At 39.6% G+C, this 13679-nt stretch carries 12 protein-coding genes and 1 riboswitch; of the genes, 7 read left to right on the forward strand and 5 right to left on the reverse strand.

Going from position 1 to position 13679, the window contains the following annotated elements:
- Positions 1–3 precede the first annotated feature (3 nt).
- Positions 4–1275, reverse strand: coding sequence for a hypothetical protein (locus P20429_RS13385; RefSeq protein ID WP_007581902.1), 1272 nt, complete (start codon positions 1273–1275; stop codon positions 4–6).
- 222 nt (positions 1276–1497) lie between these two features.
- On the opposite strand from P20429_RS13385, the gene nhaD reads away from it, so the two are divergent.
- Entirely contained in the window at positions 1498–2745 is a 1248-nt protein-coding gene (nhaD, locus tag P20429_RS13380; RefSeq protein WP_033026509.1) for a sodium:proton antiporter NhaD, read from the forward strand.
- Between the two features lie 101 nt (positions 2746–2846).
- Positions 2847–3019, forward strand: a riboswitch (Lysine riboswitch).
- 75 nt (positions 3020–3094) lie between these two features.
- On the forward strand, positions 3095–4498 hold the full coding sequence (gene lysC / locus P20429_RS13375; protein WP_007581904.1) for a lysine-sensitive aspartokinase 3: 1404 nt from the start codon (positions 3095–3097) through the stop codon (positions 4496–4498).
- Between the two features lie 37 nt (positions 4499–4535).
- On the opposite strand, the gene P20429_RS13370 is transcribed toward lysC, so the two are convergent.
- On the reverse strand, positions 4536–5303 hold the full coding sequence (locus P20429_RS13370) for a 4'-phosphopantetheinyl transferase superfamily protein (RefSeq protein ID WP_007581905.1): 768 nt from the start codon (positions 5301–5303) through the stop codon (positions 4536–4538).
- Between the two features lie 141 nt (positions 5304–5444).
- On the opposite strand from P20429_RS13370, the gene P20429_RS13365 reads away from it, so the two are divergent.
- Positions 5445–6767 (forward strand): sodium-dependent transporter, encoded by a 1323-nt coding sequence (locus tag P20429_RS13365; protein ID WP_007581906.1) that lies wholly within the window; start codon positions 5445–5447, stop codon positions 6765–6767.
- Positions 6768–6863: 96 nt separating this feature from the next.
- Here P20429_RS13365 and P20429_RS13360 read toward each other — a convergent pair whose 3' ends face one another.
- Both P20429_RS13360 and P20429_RS13355 read right to left on the reverse strand, forming a co-directional pair.
- On the reverse strand, positions 6864–7844 hold the full coding sequence (locus P20429_RS13360) for a 2-hydroxyacid dehydrogenase (protein ID WP_007581907.1): 981 nt from the start codon (positions 7842–7844) through the stop codon (positions 6864–6866).
- 110 nt (positions 7845–7954) lie between these two features.
- On the reverse strand, positions 7955–8515 hold the full coding sequence (locus P20429_RS13355; protein WP_007581908.1) for a glutathione peroxidase: 561 nt from the start codon (positions 8513–8515) through the stop codon (positions 7955–7957).
- A gap of 121 nt (positions 8516–8636) precedes the next feature.
- Between P20429_RS13355 and P20429_RS13350 the strand changes: the two genes are divergently transcribed.
- Positions 8637–9518, forward strand: a complete 882-nt coding sequence (locus P20429_RS13350; protein ID WP_007581909.1) for an NAD(P)-dependent oxidoreductase — start codon at positions 8637–8639, stop codon at positions 9516–9518.
- Between the two features lie 289 nt (positions 9519–9807).
- Here P20429_RS13350 and sbcB read toward each other — a convergent pair whose 3' ends face one another.
- Entirely contained in the window at positions 9808–11253 is a 1446-nt protein-coding gene (gene sbcB / locus P20429_RS13345) for an exodeoxyribonuclease I (protein WP_007581911.1), read from the reverse strand.
- A gap of 337 nt (positions 11254–11590) precedes the next feature.
- On the opposite strand from sbcB, the gene P20429_RS13340 reads away from it, so the two are divergent.
- From P20429_RS13340 to P20429_RS13330, 3 genes are all read left to right on the forward strand, one after another.
- The gene (locus tag P20429_RS13340) at positions 11591–12175 is read left to right on the forward strand and encodes a hypothetical protein (RefSeq protein ID WP_139047178.1); all 585 of its coding nucleotides are present in this window, start codon (positions 11591–11593) and stop codon (positions 12173–12175) included.
- Positions 12176–12217: 42 nt separating this feature from the next.
- Positions 12218–13030 carry an alpha/beta fold hydrolase gene (locus P20429_RS13335; protein ID WP_007581915.1) on the forward strand — a complete coding sequence of 271 codons (813 nt, stop codon included), beginning with the start codon at positions 12218–12220 and terminating at the stop codon, positions 13028–13030.
- A 188-nt stretch (positions 13031–13218) separates the two neighbouring features.
- Entirely contained in the window at positions 13219–13635 is a 417-nt protein-coding gene (locus tag P20429_RS13330; protein ID WP_007581917.1) for a hypothetical protein, read from the forward strand.
- The last annotated feature ends 44 nt before the right edge of the window (positions 13636–13679 follow it).

Below are 13679 nucleotides of genomic sequence, written 5' to 3' on the forward strand. Positions count from 1 at the left end.
GGTTTATTTACCTGCCTTTGAATCTGGCTGAGGCTCTGAATTAAATGGATATAAAGAAAAGTGCTGACCGGCAATTTTTACGCGGGCTTTTTCATCGCTTTGAATTATTTTAATATCGCTGTCGCTGACTAATTTTTGATACAAAAATAGCATTTCGTCGGCATCGAGATTTGGGTAGCTTTCGTCTAAAAATTGCAGCAAGGGCTGCGGCTTTTTGCGTTTTTTATTAAAGCGCTTAGCAAAGCTGATTTTAACATCGTTGTAGTCAGGAATATTAGGTGTAACAAATGCAGGCACGTCTTGTTGATCTGGCAATTGGTATTCTTCGTGTTCAAATTCAACCAAGCTTGCCATATAAGCCACAATATGGCGTTGCTGACCAAGCGAATATCGCTGTGCGTCGCTCACAAAGTGTGGCTGTACAGCACTTAGCATATTGTCTACGCCATTTTTGCGCACAAGCCCAAGTACTTTGGCTGCTTGGCGAGTAATTAAGTTATTACGGCGTAACTCTTCGCGCAGCGGCATAAGCATATCAGCACTTTTACGTAAGCTTTCTCTACCCACTAAATGCATTTCGAGTATACGGGTACGTAATTGCTCCAGCATGCGTTTATCGTTGTACGCTTTACCTGAGCGCTCAATGTGCAGTATTTGCTTACTTATTTGCTCTTCAATGAGGGTAAAACACGCATGAAATTCACCACGAATATCAACCATTTCAAGCATTGGCTCTATGTATTCGTCAAACGCTTCTATTACCGCTTTATAACGCTTTTGCAGCGATTGCACCGCATTATTAGATTTAGCTTGTTCAACAATATTTAAAATAGCGTTTTCGTTGTGTGCGTATAGCTTCATTATTTTACGCACCCGATCATCCATAATGCGGCTGTAGCGGCGTAAGTCGTCAAAGTCTTCTATTTCGCCAGCGTTATCTAGGCGATTACCTAAACGTGCAAGGTCGTCGACTAATACGCTAATTTCTTGCGCTAAGCCTAAATGCTCTTCTTGCAGTAAAAACGTAGCAAAATCGGCAATGGCACGATTTATTTCAAGCTGAGAAGATTTAGCCAGTGGAATTAAAATATCTTGGTTTAACAAACGATTTGTTTCTTTATAAATGCGTTCGTTTGACCACGTAGGCTGCTTTTGTTTAATCGCGTTTTGTACGTCTTTTAGGCTAAAGTCAGCCATTTTAAAACGTTTAAATAATAGCTCTAATACACCCCAATGTTCGGTTATGGTGTTTAGCAGCTTTTTAGCTGGGATCATAAGAGGTTACAACATCCTAGTATTTTATTATTGAGTTCTTATAGAAGACTCATTATTACGTATTTTTAATTAACCTTGTCTGTATATAGTATTCGTTTTTAAGACCATTTAATAATAGTTTTTGCATAGAGGCAGTGCTAAAATTCGCGCCGAAAATAGGCACATGAAATGGAATGTTATTTGTGTGTTCTTTAAAACTATATCAAAGGTTGTTTAACTACCATGGTTTCCTCGATTATTCTAACCCTGATAGCGATTGCATTTTTACTGATCGTTATAGAAGATATAATCCATGTCAATAAAGCTAAAACCACGCTGTTTTTTGGTACGCTTTGCTGGATTCTTCTTTTTATATACCCTCTACACGGGCAAAGCCCCGATACGATTCAACACCTTTTAAATGAAAATATTTTAGAAATTGCCTCGTTATGGTTATTTTTAATGGCTGCAATGACCTTTGTAGCGTATTTAAATTCAAAGGGGTTTATAGAAAATATTGTGCACCGTGTTATGCCAAAAAGTATTAGCGAAAAAAAGCTCATGTTTTTGGTGGGTGGTTTTGCATTTTTGTTTTCGTCGATTTCAGACAACGTAACAGCGACGCTTATATCGCTTGCGGTTGTTATGTCGTTAAAACTTGAACCTAAAAAGCTTATTAAATACGCCACGCTTATTGTGTTTGGGGTTAACTCAGGTGGGGTATCGCTAATAACAGGTGACGTAACCACACTAATGATATTTTTAGATGGCAAAGTAACCATTGCTCATTTATTACTACTTATAGCGCCAGCTCTTGCAAGCGTTATGCTGCTTGCCGCGTTACTGTCTATAGGTATGAAAGGGCGTGTTGAGTTTGCTAGTGCAGGTAAAACCCGCATTGAAAAAACCGACATAACCATTGCTGTTATATTTTTATCTACCGTAGTGAGCACACTTATGCTGAGTGTAGTTTACAGCGTACCGCCTTTATTAACCTTCTTGTTTGGCTTATCAGTGATGTTTTTAGTAGCGCAGTTTTTAATGCGCAAAAAAGACATTAACAAAGACATAATCGATTTTGTTCGCGATATAGAATACGACACATTATTATTTTTTGTAGGTGTACTTTTACTTGTAGGCGCACTTAAAGAAATTGGTATGCTAAGTAAATTTACAGACCTATACACGGTAATGGCACCTGAGTACGCAAACTACTTAATGGGCATATTATCAGCAGGGGTCGATAACGTACCGCTTACTGCTGCTTTATTAAAAGCCGATATAGTAATGAGCCAACAGCACTGGTTGTCGTTTACGTATGCAACGGGCGTGGGCGGTTCAATGCTTATCATTGGGTCGGCTGCGGGTATTATTGCCATGAGTAAAGTTAAAGCGCTTACCTTTATGAGCTACTTGCGCTTATCGCTGCATTTATTAATTTGTTACACGGTTGGATATGCGGGCTCGTATTACATGGGCAGTTTTATTTAACTCATAAATTATTAAATGCTTGACAGCTAGACGTCTAAACGATAACTTTCAAAGCCCCGCTACTTAGTGGGGTTTTGTTTTATTAGCCACTGGTTAATAAAGCATTCAGAAGAGGTGCGATACTTAGGTACTTAATGTTAGGCGACGAAAGCCGATGATCATTAAGGAGGGAAGTACTCGCCGAGGAAAATAATGGTACGTCGTCATTGTTTTTCGGTTTATGGGGCTGAATCCTCAAAACTGTCACCAATATAGGTGGAGAGCTTCTGGCAGTGGACTTATCTTCAAGCATTCCTTTGCCAAGTTCTTCTTGTTTTATTGCGGTTTGGATACCGCGAAAGGAGACTAAATGACTACCCAATCAGCGCCACAAACAGTGCCTAAAACAGAGTTAAGCGCAAAATCAGATTACATCGTTGCCAAATTTGGCGGAACAAGTGTTGCAAATTTTGAAGCGATGAGTCGCTGTAGCGAAATTATTGTTGCAGATAAAAGCGTACGTATTGTTGCCGTGAGCGCCAGTGCCGGCGTAACTAACCACTTAGTTGCACTGTGTAAATCAAGCATTACCTCAAGTGAGCGCCAAGAACACATAAATGGCGTGCTTGCTATTCAACAAACTATTTTAGATGAATTATCGCTAGATGCCGATTTAGCGGTTGGCTTTAACGAAACCCTAAAAGCATTTCAAACATTGGCTCAAGAGTCACTAACAACCGATCAGCAACACGATGAGCTACTTAGCTTTGGTGAGCGTTTATCGTCATATTTATTTGCTCAGGTGCTGCGTTTACAAGGTTTAAACGCCGATCGCTTTGATGTGCGCAAGGTGCTTAAAACCGATAGCCAATTTGGCAAAGCAACGCCTAATGTTGCAACCACAGCGCAAGCTGCTAAAGAGCATTTAATCCCGTTATTAGACGCTCAAGTAATTGTAACTCAGGGATTTATTGGTAGTGACGAATACGGTCAAACCACAACGCTAGGACGAGGTGGTTCTGACTATAGCGCTGCATTACTAGCTGAAGCGATTAACGCTAAAAGTGTGCATATTTGGACCGATGTAGTGGGCATTTTTAGCACCGACCCGCGTTTGTGCGCAAAAGCGACGCCTATTGCACGTTTAAGTTTTGACGAAGCCGCTGAAATGGCAACCTTTGGCGCAAAAGTATTACACCCAGCGACTATTTTGCCAGCAAGTCGTAGCCACATTAACGTATTTGTAGGTTCTAGCCGCGAGCCAGAGCGTGGCGGTACGTGGATTGAGCGTGAAAAATCGCAGCAACCAGGTATACGCGCAGTAACACAACGTAAAAACCAAATATTGCTTACGCTTAAAAGCCCTGAAATGCTACTAGCAAGCGGCTTTTTAGCACGCGTATTTACACTATTAAGTGAATATAATATATCGGTAGATTTGGTAACCACATCAGAAATCAGCGTAGCTATAACCCTTGATAATGCGCAAAACGCATCGCGCCCAGAGCTCGATCAAGAATGCCTAGATAAGCTTGCAGAGTTTTGCCATGTTTCGGTAGAAAACAACCTAACACTGGTGGCACTTATTGGCTCTGAGATTCAATTACGCCAACACGAAATGAACTTAATGAGTGTACTAAAAGACTTTAACATTCGATTAATTTGTCACGGTGCAAGTAAGCACAACTTGTGCTTTTTAGTAGAGCAAACTGAGTCAGATAACGTAGTACAGTCTATTCATAGCCGTTTATTAGAAAACGATTTTGCTGCGTAAATAACGGTTATTCAGGAAAATTACCTAGTAAAATCACTTAACAAAATTGATTAATAAAGTCATTTAATAAAAAGCATCGCCAGTCGGTGCTTTTTTTATGCACCACACTCACATCAAAACAAACATTGCTGTCACTGCTATCAACTACAGTAACGCGATTACTGCAAGCACTCAGCTTTGCACTATGTAATTCGTCAAACACATTGGGGCTAAGTAATTTTGCAATAGGGCGGCTGGTGGCTTTAGCAAGTGACTCTTTTAATGTCCAAATTCTAAAAAACGTATCTGCTTGGGCTTGGGTATTAGTAGGCTCAGTGATAAGTGTAATTTCATCATTATGATAAAAATGCTTAGCGAGCTTTTCAAACGGGCGCTTTAGGCTTACTTTTTCAATATCAAACCCAAACTCACTTTTATCAAAATTTAGCGCTACGCCAACCAAACCATGCGAGTGCGAAATACAGGTATTAATAACATCACCATTTACGTGTATTTGCAGCTTTGAGCTTGCCTCGTCAAATTCGGTACTTATTTTATTAAGGGCTACACGCGCATGTTGCGGCTGCGCTACTTTAATAAGGTGTTTTAACAATAACCGCGTCGCTAAATACTCTTGCTTAGCTTGCGGACTTTTACGGCGGTTTATAATAGTTAACTCAAATGGGCTTAAGCAATCGGGCAAATTAAAGTCACTAAGCTCAAGTGTTTTAGCATTAAATAATAAAATACTGTTACTCGCTAAAGACAAATTTGCCAATTGAGTTGAAGTAATACTCAAGGCATTTTTAAAATAGTGTTCAGTCATAAAAGCCCTAAAGCAAAAGAAGTCGCTGATATTGTGAGCGGTTAACGCCACTAATAAAGGCTGGGTACAATTTTATTACTCAGCTGGCATGAAATATGGTTTAATTCACAATAATCAAAATAATAACAGATTTGTAGATGTATGGCACAAGTGCGTGATGGGTTTCAAAGCCGACTTGGTTTTGTTTTAGCCGCTGCTGGCGCAGCAGTGGGTTTAGGTAATATTTGGGGTTTTCCTACGCAAGCGGCCAACCATGGCGGCGGTGCATTTTTACTGGTTTACTTTATTGTTATATTTTTACTTGCGCTTCCTGCGCTGTATACCGAACTTTATTTAGGTCACAAAGCACAAGCTAACCCGGTAAAAGCATTGGGCGATGCATGGCAAAACACTAGCCGTAAGGTTGGTGCAGCAGCTGGTTACATAGGCCTTGCGGGCGCAGTTGTTATGCTAAGTTTTTATTCAATAGTGGCAGGGTGGATGCTCTCCTACGCTATTGAACCCATAACCACCTTTTTTGGATTTACAGGCGCAAGCGAGTTTTTACATAGCGACTCAGTGCTGCGTAATTTTGTATTTACGCCGCTTATGCTTATTTTAACCGCCAGTATTATTTTAAAAGGGGTTAAATCGGGAATCGAAACCTGGTCGCGCCGTTTAATGCCACTGTTACTTGTGCTGCTAGTTGGTTTAATTGCCTACATTGCAACACTTGATGGCGCAAGCGAAGGTTTTGCCGCGTATTTAATTCCTGATTTTAGCCAAATACTTGACCCTAATTTAATTATTGCGGCAATGGGGCAAGCGTTCTTTTCGCTCTCGTTAGGTGTGGGTTGTATGATGATTTACGGCTCGTATTTACAACCAGATGCTAATTTACCAAAGCTCACAGCAGGTGTTGCACTACTTGATACTGGTGTTGCTTTTTTAGCGGGGTTACTTATTATTCCTGCTATTTATGTGGCGCAGCACAACGGTGTAGAGGTATTTAGTGGCGGTAAACTGATTGGCGAAGGGCAGCTAATTTTTGCTATTTTACCTGAGCTATTTAGCACCATGGGCGAAATTGGCTTATTAGTTGGTTTATTGTTTTTTGTATTAATGTCTATCGCATCGGTTACGTCAACTATATCGACCACTGAAATTCCGGTAGCGTTTTTAGTCGAAAACCACAACGTTAGCCGCACCAAAGCAACATGGGCAGTGAGCGCCGTTGTACTTGTATGTGCAAGCGCAATTATATTAAATTTTGATTGGTTATTTGGTTTAGTTATTATGCTATTTACTCAATACCAATTACCGCTTATGGGTTTATTTTACTTTATTACGGTAGGTTGGATGTGGCAGCGTGGTAATAAATTACATCAAGCAACAACAGGCGTACATTACTGGTTTGCTCAGTATATTCGTTTTGTTTGCCCAATATTAATGACCTTGGTATTTGCAAACGTCGCGTTTGGTTAATTTTATCTAAACCCTAAAAATAGATTAATAAAGCGAAGTGAGTTTAAAACGCACTTCGCTTTTTTTGTGCCTATTATTTAGGTACAGCTAAAGTATTTATAAAACCTCATTAGTTAAAGGTTTACCTTCGCTTACTTCAAGCGCGTTAAGTAGGGTTGTGTTTGCTATTTCGGTGAGTGCTTCTTGGGTAAAAAAGCCCTGATGCCCCGTTACTAATACATTTTTAAAGCTCACTAAGCGCGAGAATATATCGTCTTGATTTATTTCGTCGCTGTGATTTTTAAAAAATAGCTCCGACTCTTGCTCGTAAACGTCGAGCCCTAAGTAGCCTAATTTTTTAGTTTTTAGCGCACTAATACATGCGCTACTATCAAGTAATGCACCGCGAGAGGTGTTAATAAGCATAACGCCGGTTTTCATTTTACTAAACGCCTCATCATCTATTAAATGATGAGTTTGCTCCGTTAAAGGGCAATGCAAAGAAATCACATCGCTTTGGCTAAGTACGGTGTCTATATCGGTAATTGTATAATTGCCAGGTTGTGCGTAGGGGTCGCATACTAATACATTAGCGCCAAAGCCATTTAAAATGTTGCACAGCGCAAGGCCAATTTTGCCGCAACCTACAATACCCACGGTTTTATTGTGCAAGTTAAAACCAAGCAATCCGTTTAAATCAAAATTGTCTTCGCGTACGCGGTTATACGCTTTATGCGTTTTACGGCTAAGCGTTAGCATAAGTGCAATACAATGCTCGGCTACGGCCTCAGGGCTGTAAGCAGGAACACGTAATACTTTAATTTTATGTGCTTTTGCTGCAGGTAAATCAACATTATTAAATCCTGCACAACGTAGCAAAATAGTATTTATGCCATGGCTTGCCAATTGTTCAATAACAGTGGCGTTTACAGTGTCGTTAACAAATACGCATATGGCATCAAACCCGTTTGTTAAAATGGCCGTTTGTTCGCTCAGGGCTTGCTCAAAATACGTTATTTTTATATCACGGTGATCGCGTGTACTTTGTTCAAAAAAAGGCAGTTCGTACTTTTGAGTACTAAAAAAAGCAATGTTCATGGTAATAGCCTCGACGCTTAAGGAGTATTATTTATTACTAATACAATAAACTACTTTATAAACCTGTGCTTTAGTAACACGCATTTTATTGATTTAAATTAAGCCCTAATTTATGCCTTAGCCGACGTAAACAAAGGTATTTTTGACGATACTTTTTTACCACCTCTAGCAGCGCTTAACTTTGCGGCTTGCAGTAGGTTGCTTTCTATTACTTGTTTAAGTGTTTCGGGCTTAGTACGTGGTGCATAGCGTGCAACAAGTTGCCCTTGTGAGTTAATTAAAAACTTAGTGAAATTCCACTTAATTGCACGATTTTGCGAAATACCCCGCGTATGCGACTTTAAATAATTAAACAACGGATGTGTTTCTGGCCCGTTTACCATTACTTTACCAAATACCTCAAATGAGACATTAAATTGCTCTTGGTAAAAGTCTTTAATGGCTAAATTATCAAGCGGCTCATTTTGGCCAAACTGGTTACAGGGAAACGCAAGTACAGTAAAACCATTGCTTTTGTATTGCTGATAGAGCTTTTCGAGCGCATTTAATTGCACAGAAAAATTACACTTACTCGCTGTATTAACAATAAGGACGGTTTTGCCCTGTAATTGGCTAAGAGAAAAATTTTCGCTGTTAAAAAGTGGTGCATTAAATTGATAAATACTGTCCATAGGTTACCTACTTACCTTTCCCGCTAAGGAAATTTTATAAAGACTTTCATTCGCTTTTTTATCGACCGGTTGACATAATCGAGGTCTAGTTTCTAAGTTATCAGTTAAATAGGTCATTTTTATGTCAATGAAAGTCGCATTTATAGGTTTAGGCGTAATGGGTTACCCAATGGCGGGGCATTTAGCAAAAGCAGGGCACAGCGTATGCGTTTATAACCGTACTCAAGCTAAAGCACAAACGTGGACTGCAGAACATTCAGGAAGCTTTGCACCAACCCCGCGCGAAGCTGCCAGTAATGCCGACATCGTATTTATGTGTGTTGGTAACGATGACGATTTACGCTCAGTAGTGTATGGCGAAGATGGTGTGTTAGCGGGCATGTTGCCGCACACTATTTTGGTTGATCACACCACAACCTCTGCCGAAGTAGCACGCGAAGTGGCTGCAAAAGCGGCTTTGCAAAATATCGACTTTATAGATGCGCCTGTATCGGGCGGACAAGCTGGCGCCGAAAACGGCGTATTAACGGTTATGGCGGGTGGCAGTGAAGCTGTATTTGCTAAAGTGCAGCCAGTTATGGCAGCGTTTAGCCGTTTTAGCCAATTACTAGGCGGCGTTGGCTCGGGACAACTTTGTAAAATGGTTAATCAAATTTGTATTGCTGGCGCAGTGCAAGGTTTAGCCGAAGGCTTACATTTTGCCAAGCAAGCTGGGCTTGATGGCGAAAAAGTTATAGAAACCATTTCTAAAGGTGCAGCCGGTTCATGGCAAATGGAAAACCGCTACAAAACAATGTGGGCGGGTGAATATGAGTTTGGTTTTGCCGTAGATTGGATGCGTAAAGATTTAGGCATTGCACTCGATGAAGCTAAAAACAACGGTGCAACATTGCCAATGACCGCAACGGTCGATCAATACTACGCCGACGTACAAGCACTCGGCGGCGGCAGATACGATACCTCAAGCTTACTAGCACGCATTGAAGCGCTGCATAAAAAGTAACGTTTACGTTGAGTATGTCGATGTAGACGCGAAGCTTGCTGGCGTGATGGGCGAAGCCCGTAAAGTGACTTATTCACAAAGAGGTTATGAGGCGTTGCGCTTTTAGAGGAAGTAATAGATCTAAAAAATTATTGTTTTTATGTTTCTCATTTACTCCTCATTCGCTTCTCTTTGTGAAATAGATTTTTCTTTTTTTGAAGTGGTACAGATATTTATAAACAAAAAACGCGACACTTTATTGCTAAAGTGTCGCGTTTTTAATGCGTTATATAAACAAAATTAAAGTAAATTACATGCTTTGAGCGTAGTTATACAGCGCCTTTAAAATTGTAAGATTTTTTTCGCTGTCGTCATGTTCATGCGCTAGGTTTTCAAGGGTGATCATAAAATCTTGCGCATTAATCGACGGTTGATCTTCCCCGTGCATTAACTTGTTTTGGCAGTACTGGCGCCATTGATCAAGCTCTTGCTGGTTTAGCGTTTCAGGCCAGTTACGGGCGCGGTATCTAAACAACAATGTATTAAACTTTTTATCTTCAAAGTCTAACTTCAATCCAGCCAATTCATCTGGTTTTGCATCACGAATAATCGCAAATTTAGCTTTATCAGCATGGCTTGTAAACCCATCGTAAAGTAAGTAGTCAACGTTAGTGGTTGCGCTGTAATCGCCTTGCTCGTTAAACACTTCGGTTACTTTATCACGAAGGTCGGTATTGGCTTTTAAAATAGCTAAGTTAGCTAAGCATTGCTCACGGTCAATCCCAAGGCGCGCGGCGTTTTCAGGCAATAATGTTTTAGCTGGGGCTAAAATAGGGCACTTGTTTAAATGCACTAGTTTTAAGCCAACAGGTAAATCGTCTTCGGCTAAATCTACACGTTTGGTGTATAAACGTTTGCGTAACTCTTCTACGTTTAAATCAATGAGTACTTGCGGATTTTGAGTTAAATCAAAACAAATAACTGCGTTTTTATTTACCGGATGAAAGCTCATTGGTGCAACCCAGCTTGTACAGCCTTGTGTTGCAGGTATGCGCGACGTGGTATGCACTAGCGGCGTCATGTTAAAAACGTCAACCAATTCAGCAAGGGCTTTTTTGCCACGCAAACCAAAAAAGAAGTTATACAGCTTTGGCTGTTTTTCTTTTATTAGTTTAGCCAATGCAATAGTGGCGGTTACATCGCTTAGCGCATCGTGCGCTGCGGCGTGTTCAATACCATTAGCTACTGTTAAATGTTCTAACTTAAAGCTTGGGCTGCCATCTTCTTTTAACGGCCATTCAATGCCTTCAGGGCGCAGTGCGTAACAAGCACGTACTAAATCAATAATATCCCATCGGCTATTGTTATTTTTGTATTCACGCTCGTATGGGTCGTAAAAGTTACGGTAAAAGCTGTAACGACTTACTTCGTCATCAAACCGAATACTGTTATAACCGGCAACACAGGTGTTTGGCACGCTAAATTCGGCATGAATTTTTGCTATAAACTCAGCCTCAACCAAGCCTTTTTTCATCGCTACTTGTGGCGTAATACCCGTAATTAAACACGCCTCAGGGTGAGGTAAGTAATCCGCTTGCGGCTTACAATATTCAATAAGTGGCTCGCCAATAATATTTAAATCAAGATCGGTACGAATACCCGCAAATTGGCTCGGCTTATCCTTTTGAGGGCTCGCCCCCCAAGTCTCGTAGTCGTGCCAGTAGATTGTTGCTTGATTTTGCTCTTGATATGCCATGCTGAAAACCCTGAGTAGTTAACTTAAAACGCCTAAATGCGCGCCAAGTTACTAAAATAATGAATTATTTAGATTATGGCATATGGGCGAGGGAGTTTATAGGTTTGGGTGATAAATGATGTGTTAGTGATGTTTAATAATGTAACAATACCAGTCGCTAATATTGTTAGTTAGTGTGGTGAAAATGTCTTTATTAATGTAGTTATAAGGGTAATATTTTATAAATAGGGAATATAAGCATTTTGAACATTAAATTAATAGCGGCTTTGACTAATGGAGAAAGTGATTAATGGTAAATATGATAATTGGACTTCTATGTGCTTTAGCTGGTGGTTATATGGGGCACTATTTTACTGTAAAAATGTTCAATGACAGAGTCAAAGCACAAAATAAAGCTTTATATGATGAATTTGAAATAATTAAAGATATTTTTGCTAGCCATATCAAAGGGTTATTAGATGACTTCGACTCAAATTTAAAATCGAAGTACTCAGGGCTACGTAAGCTAGATATGAGTTTTGTTAATAGTCTATTACTTGAACTGGCAGCATCAAAAGACATACCTTCAAAAGAGGTTCGATTATTGATAAAAAACCTAAATCAAGTCTCAGCAAACCTATCTGAGAAAATATATAGTCGAGAGAGTAAAATTGAAGAATGGTTTAATGCATCACTTAATATAGAGCCTAAAGATAGATTTGCATTTAAATCATCAATCCAATTTCATACCGGTGGGTTATTACTGGTAGCTATTGATGTTATTTACCACACAAGCAAAGTACTTCGTGACCGCAATCACTTTCAATTTAGTTCCCCTTCGCACATCGAATTTGCAGAAGTAGCATGTAAAGTTTCTGGTATATATTTTGATAAGCAAGTTTGGGAACGGATCGTCAGCGGTTCTTTTTCAGGTACTAAATAATATAAATAAATCTTAATAAGAGATTTTTTGGTTCAGAAAGCAATGAGATTAAAATTAAAAGTAACATTCCTTTGCTCATTCCTTATATCTACTAGTGCTTTAGCTGGACTGGCTAAAGTTCAAGTAAATGGCTTTGACGTTGAATACGAGCTAGCTGGTAAAGGTAAACATACTATTTTACTTGAAGCGGGCGGCTCTGCTGGTTTAAGTGATTGGGACCCGGTTTTTGAATCACTTACCAAGCACGGTAAAGTTATACGGTATTCTCGTATTGGTAATGGTGGTTCTACGCAAATAAAGAAAAACTATAGCTCAGAAGAATATGCAGCTGAGGCTGTATTATTACTCAAAACACTGAAAATAGAAGAGCCTGTTGTGTATGTTGCGCATTCTTATGGTGCTTATATCGCGCGTGTATTTGCTGCGACATACCCTAATCAGATTAAAGCGTTGATGTTAATTGAGCCTGCATCAGAGCACGATGTAGATATTATGCGCGCGATTGATTTGCCACGCGCTGAAAAAGAAATTGCAGCAATAAAGCTCGACGATATGAAAAATGGAATGTCGAATCAGTATTTAGATTTTTGGGCAAAACGTCCACTGCCCGATTATCCACAAATTGCTGACATACCAGTGACTGTTATAGCCTCAGTTAAAAAATATAAAAGTCCATCTGTATTATTTTTTACCGACAAAGCGCGGGAAATGTGGGGCGACTTACACTCAAAGTGGGCTAATGCATTTCCTCAAGGTGAAATAGTTATAACAAATAAAAGCTATCACTACCCGCAAAAAGATGAGCCAGAAATGGTTGTAGCCCAAGTAGTTAAGTTGCTTGAACGTACTCAATAAGTTTAAGTTTGGTTGGTTGTTTTTATAAATATCAATTGTCGTAAATTAGTAATTTGGCATTAGACTAAAGTCTATAGGTTAGATTTATTCACTTATTAGGTTTGTTTTAATCGTTTGTCGGTTTTGTGTTAATTCTCTAAAGTTCAGTTGTCGGCAACAAGCACGGCTTAACCAACAGGACTACGACCATGAAAACACTTATCAAAACTATCGCTCTTAGCTCACTACTTACATGTTCAGCTGCTGCAATGGCTGAGCAAAGTGATTACAAATTAATGGTTATTGAAACTGCAACAGCGCCACAGCCACTTGAGCAATCATTTAATAGCTGCGCACTGAATGTTAAGTCAAAAAATTACGCTGAGGCTGAAGCAATTTGTACTAAAGCAATCGCACTTTTAAAAGACGCAGATGGCCCTAAATTTAAAGTACGCCAACTTACATCGTTTGCATTAAGCAACCGTGGTGTTGCACGTTTAAAAGCGAACAACGACACTGCTGGCCTTGCTGATTTATACGAAGCAAATGAAATGTCTAAAAGTGCAATGGTATCGCATAACTTAACTCGCGCTAAAGAAGACTTATCTTTGATAAGCGCTTTATAAAATACTTAAAAAAGTATGATATAAAATAGCGAGAGTAAAAAAAG

The organism is Pseudoalteromonas sp. BSi20429 (assembly GCF_000238895.1).
Taxonomy (GTDB): Bacteria; Pseudomonadota; Gammaproteobacteria; order Enterobacterales; family Alteromonadaceae; genus Pseudoalteromonas; species Pseudoalteromonas arctica.